This is a genomic window from Pectobacterium colocasium (assembly GCF_020181655.1).
GTDB lineage: Bacteria > Pseudomonadota > Gammaproteobacteria > Enterobacterales > Enterobacteriaceae > Pectobacterium > Pectobacterium colocasium.
Genome location: NZ_CP084032.1, coordinates 1,429,798 through 1,446,201, shown reverse-complemented (window position 1 = coordinate 1,446,201; position 16,404 = coordinate 1,429,798). Strand labels below are relative to the sequence as shown.

13 protein-coding genes are annotated in these 16,404 nt (G+C 53.7%); 10 read left to right on the top strand and 3 right to left on the bottom strand.

What is annotated here, in order from left to right; all coding sequences use genetic code 11:
- The first annotated feature begins 161 nt into the window (after positions 1-161).
- From kdpF to LCF41_RS06365, 7 genes are all read left to right on the top strand, one after another.
- Positions 162-251, top strand: coding sequence for a K(+)-transporting ATPase subunit F (gene kdpF, locus LCF41_RS06395; protein WP_039290783.1), 90 nt, complete (start codon positions 162-164; stop codon positions 249-251).
- Positions 251-1,939 (top strand): potassium-transporting ATPase subunit KdpA, encoded by a 1,689-nt coding sequence (gene kdpA / locus LCF41_RS06390; protein ID WP_225087348.1) that lies wholly within the window; start codon positions 251-253, stop codon positions 1,937-1,939. Before kdpF ends, kdpA begins: the two co-directional genes overlap by 1 nt.
- Positions 1,940-1,954: 15 nt before the next feature.
- Positions 1,955-4,099 carry a potassium-transporting ATPase subunit KdpB gene (gene kdpB, locus LCF41_RS06385; RefSeq protein WP_225087347.1) on the top strand — a complete coding sequence of 715 codons (2,145 nt, stop codon included), beginning with the start codon at positions 1,955-1,957 and terminating at the stop codon, positions 4,097-4,099.
- 19 nt (positions 4,100-4,118) lie between these two features.
- Positions 4,119-4,694 carry a potassium-transporting ATPase subunit KdpC gene (gene kdpC, locus LCF41_RS06380; RefSeq protein WP_225087346.1) on the top strand — a complete coding sequence of 192 codons (576 nt, stop codon included), beginning with the start codon at positions 4,119-4,121 and terminating at the stop codon, positions 4,692-4,694.
- A gap of 102 nt (positions 4,695-4,796) precedes the next feature.
- Entirely contained in the window at positions 4,797-7,559 is a 2,763-nt protein-coding gene (gene kdpD / locus LCF41_RS06375) for a two-component system sensor histidine kinase KdpD (protein ID WP_225087345.1), read from the top strand.
- Between the two features lie 5 nt (positions 7,560-7,564).
- Positions 7,565-8,245 (top strand): two-component system response regulator KdpE, encoded by a 681-nt coding sequence (gene kdpE, locus LCF41_RS06370; RefSeq protein WP_225087344.1) that lies wholly within the window; start codon positions 7,565-7,567, stop codon positions 8,243-8,245.
- An 82-nt stretch (positions 8,246-8,327) separates the two neighbouring features.
- Complete coding sequence (locus tag LCF41_RS06365; RefSeq protein ID WP_225087343.1) at positions 8,328-8,756, top strand: EamA family transporter; 429 nt, start codon at positions 8,328-8,330, stop codon at positions 8,754-8,756.
- A gap of 231 nt (positions 8,757-8,987) precedes the next feature.
- Here LCF41_RS06365 and pgm read toward each other — a convergent pair whose 3' ends face one another.
- Positions 8,988-10,631 (bottom strand): phosphoglucomutase (alpha-D-glucose-1,6-bisphosphate-dependent), encoded by a 1,644-nt coding sequence (gene pgm, locus LCF41_RS06360; protein ID WP_225087342.1) that lies wholly within the window; start codon positions 10,629-10,631, stop codon positions 8,988-8,990.
- 47 nt (positions 10,632-10,678) lie between these two features.
- On the bottom strand, positions 10,679-11,218 hold the full coding sequence (seqA, locus tag LCF41_RS06355; protein ID WP_225087341.1) for a replication initiation negative regulator SeqA: 540 nt from the start codon (positions 11,216-11,218) through the stop codon (positions 10,679-10,681).
- A gap of 308 nt (positions 11,219-11,526) precedes the next feature.
- Here seqA and ybfF point away from each other — a divergent pair, with 308 nt between their 5' ends.
- Both ybfF and ybfE read left to right on the top strand, forming a co-directional pair.
- Positions 11,527-12,294, top strand: coding sequence for an esterase (gene ybfF / locus LCF41_RS06350; RefSeq protein WP_225087340.1), 768 nt, complete (start codon positions 11,527-11,529; stop codon positions 12,292-12,294).
- A gap of 291 nt (positions 12,295-12,585) precedes the next feature.
- Positions 12,586-12,867, top strand: coding sequence for a LexA regulated protein (gene ybfE, locus LCF41_RS06345; protein WP_225087339.1), 282 nt, complete (start codon positions 12,586-12,588; stop codon positions 12,865-12,867).
- 123 nt (positions 12,868-12,990) lie between these two features.
- Here the strand turns inward: ybfE and LCF41_RS06340 are convergent, their stop codons facing one another.
- On the bottom strand, positions 12,991-14,664 hold the full coding sequence (locus tag LCF41_RS06340; protein WP_225087338.1) for a methyl-accepting chemotaxis protein: 1,674 nt from the start codon (positions 14,662-14,664) through the stop codon (positions 12,991-12,993).
- 888 nt (positions 14,665-15,552) lie between these two features.
- Between LCF41_RS06340 and fldA the strand changes: the two genes are divergently transcribed.
- Positions 15,553-16,080: a flavodoxin FldA gene (gene fldA, locus LCF41_RS06335; RefSeq protein WP_225087337.1), complete on the top strand. Its 528-nt coding sequence runs from the start codon at positions 15,553-15,555 to the stop codon at positions 16,078-16,080.
- Positions 16,081-16,404 lie beyond the last annotated feature (324 nt).

Below are 16,404 nucleotides of genomic sequence, written 5' to 3'. Positions count from 1 at the left end.
TCGCAGACGATGCTGTTGGCACAGCAGCGCCATTACCGCTCCCACCATCTACTTTTCAGCCCATTTTTATACTTTTTTTACGCCCGCAGACGGGAAATTTGCACCTTCTTTTCCTGCGTTTTCCTACTCTGACAGTGTCTATTTTGTTCTGGAGGTGTGTTGTGACGCTTAGCATCGTCTTAGGCGGCCTGCTTGTGCTGTTGTTACTGGCCTATCTGGTTTATGCCTTGTTGAAAGCGGAGGAATTCTGATGGCCGCTGACGCTTTTTTACTGATCTTTGGCCTGCTGCTTACCGTGCTGATCGTCGCTCAGCCATTGGGTAGCGGACTGGCTCGTCTGATTGAGGGTGAAACGGGTACGCTTCTGCAAAAGTTTGAAGCGGGAGCGGCGCGCCTTTTCGCTTTAGATACGACGGAGATGCGCTGGCAACAGTATGCGGCAGCTATTCTGACGCTTAACCTGATCGGCATTGTCGTCTTGTTTGTCCTGTTAATGGCGCAGGGGGCGCTACCGCTTAACCCAGAAAATATGCCGGGATTGTCGTGGCATTTGGCGTTAAACACAGCAATCAGCTTTGTTACTAACACCAACTGGCAGGCTTACAGTGGTGAAAACACGCTGAGTTATCTGAGCCAAATGGTTGGCCTAACGGTACAAAACTTCCTGTCCGCCGCCAGCGGCATCGCCGTCGCTTTCGCGTTAATCCGCGCATTTTCTCGTCGCTGTGTCGACACGTTGGGCAACGCGTGGCTCGATCTGTTTCGTATCACGCTGTATGTGCTGCTGCCGCTGTCTCTGTTGCTGGCGCTGTTTTTTGTCAGTCAGGGCGTGTTGCAGAACCTGCTGCCTTATCAGCATCTGACCACGCTGGACGGCGCAGCCCAAACGCTGCCGATGGGGCCGGTTGCCTCACAGGAAGCGATTAAACTGTTGGGCACCAACGGCGGCGGTTTCTTTGGTGCCAACTCGGCACACCCGTTTGAAAACCCGACCGCGCTGAGCAACATCGTACAAATGCTGGCGATCCTGCTGATTCCTACTGCACTGTGCTTCGCCTTTGGTAAAGCCGTCAGTGACAATCATCAGGGCCATGCACTGCTATGGGCGATGGGGCTCATCTTCATCGTCGCCGCGGCCGTAGTGATGAAAATGGAGGTCAGCGGTAACCCCCATCTGCTGGCATTAGGCGCGGACAGCGCCGCGAATCTGGAAGGTAAAGAGACGCGTTTTGGCGTGCTGACGTCTAGCCTGTATGCCGTTGTCACCACGGCTACCTCGACGGGGGCGGTGAACGCCATGCACGACTCTTTCACCGCGCTTGGCGGCATGGTTCCCATGTGGTTGATGCAGATTGGTGAAGTGGTGTTCGGTGGCGTCGGTTCTGGCCTGTACGGCATGCTGCTGTTCGTCCTTCTGACCGTCTTTATTGCCGGCCTGATGATTGGCCGCTCGCCGGAATATCTGGGCAAAAAGATCGAAGTCTATGAAATGAAGATGACGGCGCTGGCGATTCTGATTCCTCCTGCATTAGTACTGCTCGGTACGGCGCTGGCGCTGAGTACGGAAGCCGGACGCAGCGGCATTCTGAACCCCGGCGCACACGGCTTTAGCGAAGTGCTCTATGCCGTGTCCTCCGCCGCGAACAACAACGGCAGCGCGTTTGCTGGCCTGAGCGTCAACACGCCGTTCTATAACGTTCTGCTCGCTGTCACCATGCTGCTGGGCCGCTTTGCCGTCATGGTGCCCGTACTGGCTATCGCCGGTTCGCTGGTCGTGAAAAAGCGCCAGCCAGAAAGCAAAGGCTCACTGTCCACTCGCAGTCCGCTGTTTATCGGCATGCTCATCGCCATTGTTCTGCTGATTGGCGCACTGACGTTTATCCCTGCACTGGCGTTAGGGCCAGTCGCTGAACATTTACAGTTCGGCCTGACTCACTAAGGCTGGAGACTTTTTATGACTCGTCACACGATGAATCATCAGGCAACACAGGAACCGACCTCTGCCCAGCAGGGCGAGGCTTCCCGCCCTGTTGGCAAACGTAAACCGCAAACGCTGTTTGACAGAGCGTTAATCCGCTCGGCGCTGAAAGATGCGCTCAAGAAACTCGATCCGCGCGTGCAGTGGCGCAACCCAGTCATGTTTGTGGTGTATCTCGGCAGTATGCTGACCACCCTCGTCTGGCTGGCTATTCTGGCCGGTAAAACGGAAGGGAACGCCATGTTTACCGGGCTGGTCTCACTCTGGCTGTGGTTTACCGTCCTGTTCGCCAATATGGCCGAAGCGCTGGCGGAAGGTCGTAGCAAAGCGCAGGCAAACGCGTTGAAAGGCGTCAAAAAAACCAGTTGGGCTAACAAGCTTTCTGCGCCGCATCACGATGCTGGTTCGGAATCCGTTCCGGCTAATAGCCTGCGTAAAGGCGATATCGTGCTGGTGAGCGCGGGCGAGACCATTCCGTGCGACGGCGAGGTGCTGGAAGGCGGCGCGTCCGTCGATGAAAGCGCCATCACCGGGGAATCCGCACCAGTAATCCGTGAGTCCGGCGGCGATTTCGCCTCCGTCACCGGCGGCACGCGCGTGCTGTCCGACTGGCTGGTGATTCAGTGCAGCGTCAATCCCGGCGAAACCTTCCTCGACCGGATGATTGCCATGGTTGAAGGGGCGCAGCGTCGGAAAACCCCGAACGAAATCGCGCTGACCATTCTGCTGATCGAGCTTACGCTCATCTTCCTGCTGGTAACTGCCACGCTCTACCCGTTCTCCTGGTTCGGCGTACAGGCGAATAATAGCGGCGATGTTGTCGGTGTGACCGTACTGGTCGCCCTGCTCGTCTGCCTGATCCCCACCACCATCGGCGGGCTGCTGTCAGCTATCGGCGTGGCTGGGATGAGCCGGATGCTGGGGGCTAACGTGATTGCCACCAGCGGACGTGCCGTCGAAGCGGCAGGCGATATTGACGTTCTGCTGCTGGATAAAACCGGCACCATTACGCTGGGCAACCGTCAGGCTTCGGCTTTCCTGCCTGCGCCAGGCGTGACGGAACAGGCGCTGGCTGACGCCGCGCGTCTCGCTTCCCTGGCGGATGAAACGCCCGAAGGCCGCAGCATCGTGGTGCTGGCAAAGCAACGTTTTAACCTGCCGGAACAGGACTTAGCGTCGTTGGACGCCACCTTTGTCCCCTTTACCGCCCAGACGCGCATGAGTGGCGTCAATTTTGGCCAACGCACCATTCGTAAAGGCGCTGTCGATGCCCTGCGTCGCTACATTGAAGCGAATAATGGCAATTTCCCACATCAGGTCGAAGAAGCGGTCTCCAACGTCGCACGCAGCGGGGGAACACCACTGGTCGTTGCAGAAGGTAAGCGCGTGCTTGGCGTGGTGGAACTGAAAGATATCGTAAAAAGTGGCATCAAAACGCGCTTTGCCGAGCTGCGCAGTATGGGGATAAAAACCGTGATGATCACTGGCGACAACCCGCTCACCGCCGCGGCGATTGCCGCAGAAGCCGGCGTCGATGATTTTCTGGCGGAAGCCACACCGGAAACCAAGCTGGCGCTGATTCGCCAGTATCAGGCAGAAGGCAGACTGGTGGCGATGACCGGCGACGGCACGAACGATGCTCCCGCGCTGGCGCAGGCGGATGTAGCGGTAGCCATGAACTCCGGCACGCAGGCAGCAAAGGAAGCGGGCAACATGGTTGATTTGGATTCCAATCCAACCAAGCTGATCGAAGTGGTGCACATCGGTAAGCAGATGCTGATGACGCGCGGCTCGCTGACGACGTTCAGTATCGCCAACGACGTGGCGAAATATTTCGCGATTATCCCAGCCGCCTTTGCCGCCACCTACCCACAGCTCAATGCGCTAAACGTGATGCAACTGCACTCACCCACCTCAGCCATGCTGTCGGCGGTGATCTTCAATGCGCTGATTATCGTGTTTCTGATCCCACTGGCGCTCAAAGGGATTCGCTATCGCCCCATGAGTGCAGCGGCGCAATTAAGCCGCAATCTGTGGATTTATGGTCTTGGCGGGCTGCTGGTGCCGTTCCTCGGTATCAAGCTGATTGATATGTTGCTGACTGGGCTGAATCTGGCTTAAGGACTAACGGGTGTATGCTATGCGCTATTTACGTTCCTCTTTGTTTTTATTCTTATTATTGCTGCTGTTTACCGGTCTGGCCTACCCGCTGCTGACAACGGTGTTGGCACAGTGGTTGTTCCCGACACAGGCAAACGGATCGCTGATTTATCGTGAGAATACCATCGTCGGTTCATCCCTGATCGGGCAGTCATTCAGTCGTGCTGGCTATTTTCAGGGGCGTCCTTCCGCCACATCAGATACGCCGTATAACGCGCTGGCGTCCGGTGGCAGCAATCTGGCCGCCAGCAATCCCGCGCTGGATAAACTGATCGGTGAACGTGCCGCTTATTGGCATCAGTTGGTTGGCAATCAGCAACCGGTGCCCGCTGAACTGTTGACGGCCTCCGGCAGCGGACTGGATCCGCAAATATCCCCAGAAGCCGCACGCTATCAGGCGCTGCACATTGCCCAGGCCAGAGGGATGTCGCTCCAGCAGGTACAGCAGTTGATCGATCGCTTTACTGAAACCAGCAAGCCCGCGTTCATTGGACAGCCAACGGTTAATGTCCTGCTGTTGAACCTGGCGCTGGATAAGGAAAAAGCCCTGCCTTAATCGACAGTGCGTTACTATTAATTATCATACGGGGAGCCAGACTCCCCGTCGTCTTTGCTGCGGCCTGACGACGGTTCAGGCCGCGCTAATAAGGGATAGAACATGATTGACGGTGAAGATCGCCGCCCGGATCCCGATAGCCTGCTGGCGCAGGTCGGTGCGCCACCGCGCGGCAAACTGAAGATCTTTTTTGGTGCCTGTGCCGGTGTCGGGAAAACCTATGCCATGTTGCAGGAAGCCCAGCGGCTGCGTGCACAGGGGCTAGATATTCTTGTCGGCGTGGTCGAAACCCACGGCCGCAGCGAAACCGCTGCGCTGCTGGATGGACTGCCGTTGCTACCGCTCAAACATTTTCGCCATCATGGCCGTCACACCGCCGAATTCGATCTGGATGCAGCGCTGGCGCGCTGTCCGGCGCTGATTCTGATCGACGAGCTGGCGCACAGCAACGTGAGTGGATCGCGTCACCCCAAGCGTTGGCAAGACGTGCAGGAATTGCTTGATGCGGGTATCGACGTCTTTACGACGGTAAACGTTCAGCATCTGGAAAGCCTGAACGATGTGGTCGGCGGCGTTACGGGGATTCGGGTACGGGAAACCGTGCCAGACCCGATATTCGATCAGGCCAGCGAAGTCATTCTGGTGGACTTGCCGCCGGACGATCTGCGGCAGCGCCTGAATGAGGGCAAAGTGTATCTGCCGCTACAGGCCGAGCGCGCCGTCGAGAACTTTTTCCGCAAAGGCAATTTGATCGCCCTGCGCGAGCTGGCGCTGCGGCGCATGGCGGATCGGGTTGACGATCAAATGCGCGCCATGCGTGCCGGACAAGGGCGCGAACAGGTCTGGCATACGCGTGATGCCATTTTGTTATGCATCGGCCACGGCACGGGTAATGAAAAACTGGTGCGAACAGCGGCACGACTGGCAGCGCGGCTAGGCAGCACCTGGCACGCCGTTTACGTCGAAACCCCGCGTCTGCACCGCTTGCCTGAACCGCAACGGCGCGCCATTTTGCGGGCGCTCAAGCTGGCGCAGGATTTAGGGGCAGAAACGGTGACGCTATCGGAACCCGATGAAGAGCTTGCCGTCCTGCGCTATGCGCGTGAGCACAACCTCGGCAAAATCGTCATTGGTCGCCATGTAGAACAGCGCTTCGGCTGGTGGTGGCGCACGCGCTTTGCCGAACGGCTCGGCCGACTGGGGCCGGATCTCGATCTGGTCGTGGTGGCCGTGCAGGATGACGTATCAGCCGCACCGATTAAAACACCGGATGCACGCGGGTTGGTCGAGAAATGGCGTATGCAGTTGTTTGGCTGCGGACTGGCGACGCTGCTGTGCGCGTTGATCACTCTGCTCGCCTCATGGTCGCCGTTTGCCATGCTGGAACCCGTCAATCTGGTGATGATTTATCTGCTGGCCGTGGTAATCGTTGCGCTGTTCTTTGGCCGCTGGCCGTCGGTGTTCGCTGCCGTCATCAACGTCGCCAGTTTCGATCTCTTCTTTATTCTGCCACGCGGCACCTTTGCCGTCTCGGATGCGCAATATCTGGTCACCTTTGCTGTGATGCTCGGCGTCGGCCTGCTGGTCGGTAATCTGACCGCAGGCGTGCGCTATCAGGCCAGGGTCGCCCGTTATCGCGAGCAGCGCGTTCGCCATCTGTATGAGATGTCGAAGGCGCTGAATCGCAGCCTGTCCAGCGCCGATATTGTCGAAGCCAGCCAGCATTTTCTCAGCACGACGTTTCAGGCCAGGATCGCGATTTTGCTCGCCGATAGCCTGCATCATACCTCGTCCGAGCTATCTCAACCTGCGCGAGACAGCCAGCAGTTGATTGTCGATCATGCTATCGCCCGCTGGAGCTTCGATCATCGCGCCCCCGCCGGAGCGGGAACGACAACCCTTCCCGGCGTGTCATATCAGATTCTGCCACTCGCAACCACGCAGCAAATCTTCGGCGTGCTGGCGATCGAGCCTAATAACGCTCGGCAGTTGATGATTCCCGAACAGCAGCGCCTGTTGGACACCTTTACCGTGCTGATCGCCAACGCGCTGGAGCGTCTGCATCTGATGCAAAGTACGGAAAATGCCCGGCTGGATGCCGAGCGCGAACAGTTGCGCAACTCGCTGCTTGCCGCGCTTTCGCACGATCTCCGCACGCCGCTGACCGTCCTTTTTGGTCAGGCCGAGATTCTGACGTTGAATCTGGCCAGTGAAGGATCGCCTTATGCCCAGCAAGCCAACCAGATCCGCCAGCATATTTTAAACACCACACGACTGGTGAATAACCTGCTCGATATGGCGCGTATTCAGTCGGATGGCTTTAACCTACGTAAAGAGTGGCAAACACCGGAGGAACTGATCGGCAGCGCCCTACAGCAGTTGGAAAGCGCGCTGGCGAAAAACACCATTCAGGTTAATCTACCTGATGAGATGGTTCTGGTTTATTGTGATGCAGGGCTGGTGGAACGCGTGTTCATTAACCTGTTGGAGAATGCGCTGAAGTACGCCGGAGAACAGGCCACCATCGCGATTTCAGCAAGCATTATTCCCAAAAGCCTTATTGCAGAGAGCACCGCCCCGCAGCACGATGCGCAGGAAAGCGTGCTGGAAATCATCGTGCAGGACAATGGCCCGGGGATTGAGCACGGCCAGGAAAGCATGATTTTTGATAAATTTTCCCGTGGTCACAAAGAGTCATCGATTCCCGGCGTGGGACTGGGGCTGGCAATCTGTCGGGCGATAGTAGAAATTCACGGCGGCCGGATCTGGGCAACGAATGCCGAAAGCGGCGGTGCTGCCTTCCATTTCACTTTACCGCTGTCGGCACCGCCGGATCTCGAACCGGAAGATATTGAGGAGCACTGAATCCCTTGCAGGCCACCATTCTGATCGTTGAAGATGAAAAAGAGATCCGTCGTTTTGTTCGTCAGGCGCTGGAAGGCGAAGGCTGTCGCGTGTTTGACGCCGAAACGATGCAGCGCGGTCTGCTGGAAGCAGCCACGCGCAAACCCGACCTGATTATTCTCGATTTGGGCCTGCCGGATGGTGACGGTATCGACTACATCCGCGATTTACGTCAGTGGAGCAGCCTGCCCGTGATTGTGCTTTCTGCCCGTACCGATGAGCAGGATAAAATAGACGCGCTGGATGCCGGTGCCGATGATTATCTGACCAAGCCGTTCGGCATCGGCGAGCTGCTGGCACGATTGCGTGTCGCGCTGCGTCGCCACAGCAATACACAGCAGGAAACGCCGCTGGTGAGCTTCGGTAATATCACCGTGGATTTACTCAATCGGCAGGTGAATCGCGACGATCAGGAGCTACACCTGACGCCCATCGAATTTCGTCTGTTAGCCACACTCCTCGCCAACCCAGGCAAAGTGCTGACGCAACGTCAGTTGCTGACGCAGGTTTGGGGGCCAAACGCTGTCGAGCACAGCCACTATCTGCGCATTTATATGGGGCACCTGCGCCAGAAGCTGGAAAGCGATCCGGCAAGACCGCGCCATCTCTTGACCGAAACCGCTATCGGTTATCGTTTTATGCCGTAAAATCATCCTTCTGTATCAGGCGACGTCCGTAGAGAATGTTTCCCACGGCACGCGCTTGCCTTTTCTTCAGGAATACGCCGTCATGAGTAGTTGGTTAATTTACGCCTTGCTGTCTGCCGTATGCGCCGCGCTGGTCGCGATATTTGGCAAGATTGGTCTGCAAAATCTGGACGCCAATACGGCGACCGCGATTCGTGCCGTCATCATGGCACTTTTTTTAGTCGGAGTGGTGGTCGCGCAAGGCAAGTTGGCGCTGGTCGGTGAGGTCGTCGCCAATAAAAAAGCGCTGTTGTTTATCGTGCTCAGCGGCGTCGCGGGGGCGCTGTCATGGCTATTTTACTTTGTCGCATTGAAGAACGGTAATGTCGCTCAGGTCGCCCCGATCGATAAGCTCAGCGTGGTTTTCGCTGTCGTGTTGGCAGTCATTCTGCTGGGAGAAAAGATTTCGCTGATGGCGGGAGCTGGCGTGGCGCTGATTTCCGTGGGAGCGTTGCTGGTCGCATTGGGATAAAGGCGTTCTGCATTTTCTGGCTGTACAAGATTAAAAAAGCAGACAGTTGAAAAACTTATTTGCCGAGTGAAAACGGGAGTAACGGAATAGAAGAGTAAAGCGTTTGCGCCAGGGATGGCGCAACCCGAGCTTACAGGGACGTACTTGCAGCGTCTTTACGATCTATCCGTTACGCCCGCTCTGCGGACTTTGTCAGCAGTCTGAAAGGCGCTGCATGCAGCGCCTTTTCACTTATTTAGCCGTTGCGAGTACCGCACTGACAATTTCTACCGCTTCTTTCTCGATGCGCTCGCGGTGTTCCACCCCGAGGAAACTTTCACAGTAGATTTTGTAGGCTTCTTCGGTGCCGGAAGGACGCGCGGCAAACCAGCCGTTCTCCGTCATCACTTTCAGGCCACCAATCGATGCCCCGTTGCCCGGCGCAGCGGTCAGGCGCGCAGTAATCGGATCGCCCGCCAGCGTACTGGCCGACACCTGCTCAGGCGACAGCTTGGACAGTACGGCTTTCTGTGCATGCGTCGCGGAAGCCTGGATACGGTTATAGCTCGGCGCGCCAAAGCGCTGTGCCAGCTCATCATAATGCTGCTGTGGGTTTTTACCTGTCACGGCCGTAATTTCCGCCGCCAGCAGACACAGGATGATGCCGTCTTTGTCCGTCGACCACGGCGTGCCATCAAAGCGCAGGAAGGACGCCCCCGCACTCTCTTCGCCACCAAAGCCAAAGCTGCCGTCATACAGGCCGTCAACGAACCACTTGAAGCCAACCGGTACTTCTACCAGTTTACGGCCTAAATCGGCTACTACACGGTCGATCATCGCACTGGATACCAGCGTTTTGCCGACAGCAACAGACTGCCCCCACTGTGGACGATGCTGGAACAGATAGTTGATTGCCACCGCCAGATAGTGGTTCGGGTTCATCAGCCCGGAAGGGGTGACGATACCGTGGCGGTCATAATCAGGATCGTTGGCAAACGCCAAATCGAATTTATCACGCAGCGCTAGCAGCCCAGCCATGGCGAATTCTGACGAGCAGTCCATACGAATCACGCCATCGTGATCCAGCGACATAAAGCGGAATGTCTGATCGACCGCATCGTTCACCAGCGTCAGATCCAGCTTGTAGTGCTCGGCAATACGCTGCCAGTAGGCAATACCGGAACCACCCAGCGGATCGACGCCCAGTTTCAGACCAGCGCGTTGAATCGCCGCCATGTCCACCACGCTAGCCAGCCCTTCTACATACGGCTGAACCAGATCCTGCTCGTGGACATGTCCGCTTTTCCACGCCTGATCCAGCGTAATACGCTTCACGTCACGCAGTTCATCCGCCAGCAGGGCATTCGCACGCTTCTCAATCACGCTGGTAAGATTGGTATCTGCCGGGCCACCGTTCGGCGGGTTATATTTAATGCCGCCATCTTCCGGCGGGTTGTGGGACGGCGTGATCACAATACCGTCAGCCAGCGCGCCGCCCTGACGATTGTTAACCAGAATGGCGTTAGACACCGCAGGCGTTGGGGTAAAACCATTATCCAACTGTACGATCACATCTACACCGTTGGCAGCCAACACCTCAAGCACAGAGATAAACGCAGGTTCGGAGAGCGCGTGAGTATCTTTACCGACGTAGCACGGGCCGCTGATGCCTTGCTTTTTACGCTCTTCAGCAATCGCCTGCGCAATCGCCAGAATATGCGGTTCATTAAAGCTATGGCGTCCCGCACTGCCGCGATGGCCAGACGTACCAAATTTCACCGCATGCGCTGTGTTGCCGACGTCCGGCCGCAGCACATAATATTGTGACGTTAACTGTGCCACATTGATCAAATCGCTCTGCCGGGTAGGCTGTCCGGCCCTTGGGTGATTAGCCATTGGCGTTTCTCCCTAACGCTGTCGTTAGATAAATGGTTAATAAATAATTAGATGGTTCCGCACACTTTCTCTGTCAGTTCCGCTGGGAACTGCATCGTCAGCATGATGTGCTCAACCATGCTACGTTTACGACCGGTATTCGTGTTGGTAATCACCCAGTATGGCGTACCCGGAATATGTTTGGGCTTTGTGTGTGTGCCATGCTGAAGCAATGTTTGTTGGTCACCCGCGAAATAGACCCGCGTGCGGCCATGAAGAGATTCTGTCGCGGCAGCAAACTCCTGCGGCGATAAGTTATACAGCGTGGACAGAACCAGCATAAAGCGGTTGATGGCCTTATTCTGTTCAGCGTATTCATCCGACAGCAGCAGCTCACGCAGGGTGCGAACCCGATCGCGCGGGCTCGGCGCAGAGGCAGGCTGAGACGCTGCCGTTGTTGCAACAGCCTCTACCGCTGGCGTGGTAACAGGCTGCCCAGCGGTAAATTTCAGCATGCGCCGTAAAATATCCGATGCGCTTTCACCAATATGTTGTGTGTGGCTGGCAATATAGCGATAAAGCTCTTCGTCGACTTCAATAGTTTTCATCTTTATCCAGTGCTGTTTTTACCCAAAATCATGCAAATTACAGAGGTGTTTCCCTTCTGCAACCCGGCACTATGGGTAGATGACTCAAATCAAAAGGATTATACAGGCGTTCAAATATTATCGAACAGCGGCATAGTGGGACAATAGCAAAAGTCAGACTATGCCCCAATGTCTTTCACATCCATTCAAATGGCTATACGAGTCCCTTCAGCGACAATATTGTTCTAACGTCATGATATGTTCTAAAGCCATAATTCGTTCTAAAGTCATGATACCCTAAGCCCATGTCTCTCTGAATGAACTTCACCATGAAATTGAATCATCGTTGGCAAAATGCGCACCAACCCACAGATAAACTCCCTGTCGTCCTGATTCATGGCCTGTTTGGCACGCTGGATAACCTTGGCGTATTAGGCAGAGATTTGCAAAACACGCACGATATTCTGCAAATCGATTTACGCAATCACGGTTTGTCGCCACGCTCACCGCAAATGAATTATCCTGCGATGGCGCAAGATGTGCTGACACTGCTGAATGACCTGAGCATCGAACGTGCTATCGTTATTGGCCATTCAATGGGCGGGAAAGTCGCGATGGCACTCAGTGCGCTCATTCCCGAACGGTTGGACAAACTGGTCGCGATTGATATCGCACCGGTGGATTACCAGGTACGCCGTCACGACAGTATTTTCGCTGCACTACGCGCCGTCACGGAAGCCGGACTGACCTCACGCGCAGAAGCCGCCGCCTTAATGCGTCAGCACATAGAGGAAGAAGGTGTCATTCAATTTTTGCTGAAATCCTTCCAACAGGGTGAGTGGCGTTTTAACGTGCCGGTGTTGTGGGATGAATACGAAAACATCGTTGGCTGGCAGGATGTTCCCGTCTGGCAAGGTCCTATCCTGTTCATTCGCGGCGGCGATTCGCCTTATCTGGACGATCGCTACCGAGATTCGCTGCTGCGTCAGTTCCCAGCGGCACGCGCGCATGTCATCAGCGGAGCGGGTCACTGGGTTCACTCAGAAAAACCCGATGCGGTTTTACGCGCTATCCACCGTTTTCTGGACACGAATTAACCAGACAACACTGCCACTGGCGGATTCATGATAACGGCGTCAGTTAACCGTTGTCGCCGCCAGTGCGGCTAGGGTATGATTGTGCCCGCAGTAGAGGGACGGCTGATTCAGCCACAAGCATTGTAACCACTTCATCAAAATGCACGCATAACTTCCCGACATGTTTCACTGATAGCAAACCGCATTCTGGCAACCTCTGTTGCAGGGTGAGAATCGGTATCGCTTTTATCTGTAGAACAAGACAGGCAGCACCGTGTATTTTGGTCCGAATACCTTGCAGTATCATTACTTATGGCAAAAGAACAAACGGATCGCACCACCCTGGATCTGTTCGCAGACGAGCGTCGTCCGGGCCGCCCCAAGACCAACCCGCTCTCGCGTGACGAACAACTAAGAATTAACAAGCGTAACCAGCTACGTCGCGATAAAGTTCGTGGCTTGCGCCGTGTTGAATTAAAGATTAACAGCGACGCTGTTGATATCCTGAACAGCCTTGCTGAAGAGCGGAATATTAGCCGCAGTGAATTGATTGAAGAGATGCTGCTGGCGCAGTTAGCAGAACAACAGTCCTGATTGACGTAATACGATATTCACATCTTGTGCGGCGCCATTTCTGACGCCGCTTGAACATTCACCCGAAATTAAACAGCACTCTCTTTTCTGACTCACATACTGTTTTTCTGATGAAAACCCGCGTCAGAATTTTTCCCAGTTGTCGTTGCTGGGTGGCAACGCTTTAGCTGCAGCGGCACGTGGCGCAACCGCGTGCGCTTTCTGCACCGGCTTTGCTGCGACTTGCAGCGCTGACTGCGTGTCAGACAGCTGGAACAGCGACACCGTCTGGTTCAACAACGCCGCCTGCTCTTCCAGCGACAAGGCTGCCGACGAGGCCTGTTCAACCAACGCGGCGTTTTGCTGCGTTACGCTGTCCATTTCCGCCACGGCCTGACCAACCTGTGCAATGCCTTTGCTCTGCTCTTCCGATGCCGACGCAATTTCACCCATAATATCTGTCACGTTGGTCACCGCACGGACGATATCCTGCATGGTGTCACCGGCATCGCTAACCAGATTAGAACCTGTATCGACACAGCGGACAGACTCAGAAATCAGCCCTTCGATCTCTTTCGCGGCCTGCGCACTGCGCTGTGCCAGACTGCGTACTTCTCCCGCTACCACGGCGAATCCACGCCCCTGCTCACCTGCACGCGCAGCTTCTACCGCCGCGTTCAACGCCAGAATGTTGGTCTGGAAGGCGATACCGTTAATCACAGTAGTGATTTCTGCGATTTTTCTCGAACTGCCAGAGATTTCCGCCATGGTTTTCACTACGTTCTCAACGATTTCACCGCCCTTCTTCGCCGTAGTTGAGGCTTGTAACGCCAGTTGGCTAGCGTGGTTGGCGTTTTCAGCGTTCTGTTTCACCGTTGCCGTCAGTTGCTCCATGCTTGCCGCGGTTTCTTCCAACGCGGAAGCCTGCTCTTCGGTACGTGAAGACAGATCGTTGTTGCCCGCAGCAATTTCAGAAGCGCCCTGATAGATGGAATCCGTGCTGTTTCTGATCGTGCTAACCGTGCTGGCCAGACTCCCCTGCATTTCACGCAGCAGTGGGAACAGGCGACCGACGCAGTTATTGCCGAAGTCCAGAATTGGCTTGCCCAGATGACCGGAAGCAATCACGCTAAAGTGATAGCGCAGGTCATTTAATGGACGAACCAGACACACCACGAGGTAACGGTCTGTCAGGAACAGCATGATCAGACCGATCACCAATCCGCTCAGCAAAATGTTCTGTCCAATCGTAGTGATTTGTTCAAAACGCACGCCAGCCGCAGCGAATTTCTCTGCGCTGGCGTTACTGAATGCGGATAAGGATGCGCCGAATTGGCGGCTCAATGGCGGCACAACATTCTTGGCCTGATTTTGATAATCATCCAACGCATTGGCAACGGCCTTTTGGTAAAGCGGCTCAACACCCTGAGTAACCAGATTGTTCCAGTCACGACTAACAGCCTGTACCAGCGCGGCATCCAGACCTGCATGATCGATAGCGTTAAACGCCACCAAATCAGACTTCAGTTTATCCAGCGCGACGAGGGCGGAAGCCTGTTCTTTATCTGCGGTAGCATTATCGCCGCTGCGGCGAGCGTCAACGGCACGCGCCAGACGGGTTACCATACGGAAGTATTGATCGTTGCCCTGGTTGATAAAGTTCATGTTCTGAACCAGCAAGGTGCTGGTTTTCGAGGTCGCTGTCATCTCTTTAAAAGAGAACATGGTATATATCGATACGCCACCCCAAAGGACACAAAAAATGCCCAGAACCCATAGCATAGCGGTTCTGATGGCAATATTTTTTATAAGTCTCATAGCTCACTCCAAATCAGGAAAATGGTTAAAAAGATTTTTATCGCTAATCAACCGATATGAATCAGAAAATTCACACCATGAAACAGGTCACTTCTCCCTAGCGTTCACATTTCACCGAGTTGAAAACTCAAAAACCACGCTAACTCATCGGCTAAACACAGAGAATATTTAGCGTTCTTGCTATATTTATTAATATAATTTTTCATATTGAGAATACATTTATCTATTTTTATCGATATAAGTATTTTAATCAGATAGTTATCATAAAAATCGCTATCGCTTGCGCCTCATATGCGTTGGCATCGCCATGCGGTTAGTCGGCAAAAAACCACGCCGGTTTTTTATTTAATCATTTAAAATCAAAAAGATAAAACATTTTCCTTTCGTCTTTTCATCAAGCCATCCGTAAATGGTTATAATTCTTATCTCCATTCATTAGGAATATTCCCGAGAAATGTTACGGGCTTTTAATTCAACAAAAACATTATCTTTTGTATGCATTTTAATTCTCATGAATAGTAACGTACCGTGAGGTGACTTTTATTTCTCACAAAAAGAAGTCTGCTTTTAATTACAATTGGAATTAGTCGTAAAAATAAAAAACACATTCATAAAAAATGAAACAACGTTACAGATAAATATCCGCGAAGAGATTAAGGAAATGTGCATTTAATCCCAGACGATAACATAATCCCTATTCATTATGGGGAATTTAGCACCCACAGAGATGCGTTTCGTTTCTTTTACTGCCCTCCACATTGCATACGCCTTTGATTTACGCCTCCTTACCGATACGAGTTTCTCCTGATGTGAGTGTCTGTTATTATTAACAGATAAGTGGGTGAAACATTACACCATACCATTAGGAATCAAGAGGTTATTCAATTCATGGCACTCATCGGAATATTCTTTGGCAGTGATACTGGTAACACTGAAAACATCGCCAAAACGATCCAACAGCAGTTAGGCACCAACGTTGCTGATGTTCATGACATCGCCAAAAGCAGCAAAGAAGACCTCGACGGTTTTGATATCCTGCTGCTGGGTATTCCCACCTGGTATTACGGTGAAGCTCAATGTGATTGGGATGACTTCTTCCCTTCGCTGGAAGAAATTGATTTCACAGGAAAACTGGTTGCCCTGTTTGGCTGCGGCGATCAGGAAGACTATGCGGAATACTTCTGCGATGCCATGGGCACCATTCGTGACATTATTGAGCCTCGCGGCGCGACGATTGTCGGCCACTGGTCAACAGAGGGCTATTACTTTGAAGCCTCTAAAGGGCTCGCCGACGACAATCACTTCATCGGTCTGGCTATTGATGAAGACCGTCAACCTGAATTGACCAGCGAACGCGTCACCGCGTGGGTCAAACAGATCAGTGATGAACTGAGCCTGAAAGAACTGGTTGGCTAAGCCACGTTGGCTCTGATAGTCCCTATCAGAGCCAAAACAACATTGATAGGCAAAACCTTTCATAATAATTGATACATTTTTTTAACTTCTATCCGTAAACCTGTACAATAATCCCATCGGTTTTATACGTGCTTCACCATTTCCTCATTCACCAACAACGGATTGCGTTGGATACCAGTAGTGTGAATGGGGACAATATTGTTAACATTCCCTTGTTTTCATTTTGTATGTGCGGTTCTATAATTGGGACGCTATTACATTTTTTGCGCCGACCGATGTCATAGGCTAGGCAGCCTCCATTGATAAGTAAGCAACAGGACTAAA

Excerpts from the sequence above, each read along its gene's own strand:
- kdpA (WP_225087348.1), top strand. The coding sequence starts at position 251 with ATGGCCGCTGACGCTTTTTTACTGATCTTTGGCCTGCTGCTTACCGTG.
- kdpB (WP_225087347.1), top strand. The coding sequence starts at position 1,955 with ATGACTCGTCACACGATGAATCATCAGGCAACACAGGAACCGACCTCT.
- kdpC (WP_225087346.1), top strand. The coding sequence starts at position 4,119 with ATGCGCTATTTACGTTCCTCTTTGTTTTTATTCTTATTATTGCTGCTG.
- kdpD (WP_225087345.1), top strand. The coding sequence starts at position 4,797 with ATGATTGACGGTGAAGATCGCCGCCCGGATCCCGATAGCCTGCTGGCG.
- LCF41_RS06365 (WP_225087343.1), top strand. The coding sequence starts at position 8,328 with ATGAGTAGTTGGTTAATTTACGCCTTGCTGTCTGCCGTATGCGCCGCG.
- pgm (WP_225087342.1), bottom strand. The coding sequence starts at position 10,631 with ATGGCTAATCACCCAAGGGCCGGACAGCCTACCCGGCAGAGCGATTTG.
- seqA (WP_225087341.1), bottom strand. The coding sequence starts at position 11,218 with ATGAAAACTATTGAAGTCGACGAAGAGCTTTATCGCTATATTGCCAGC.
- ybfF (WP_225087340.1), top strand. The coding sequence starts at position 11,527 with ATGAAATTGAATCATCGTTGGCAAAATGCGCACCAACCCACAGATAAA.
- ybfE (WP_225087339.1), top strand. The coding sequence starts at position 12,586 with ATGGCAAAAGAACAAACGGATCGCACCACCCTGGATCTGTTCGCAGAC.
- LCF41_RS06340 (WP_225087338.1), bottom strand. The coding sequence starts at position 14,664 with ATGAGACTTATAAAAAATATTGCCATCAGAACCGCTATGCTATGGGTT.
- fldA (WP_225087337.1), top strand. The coding sequence starts at position 15,553 with ATGGCACTCATCGGAATATTCTTTGGCAGTGATACTGGTAACACTGAA.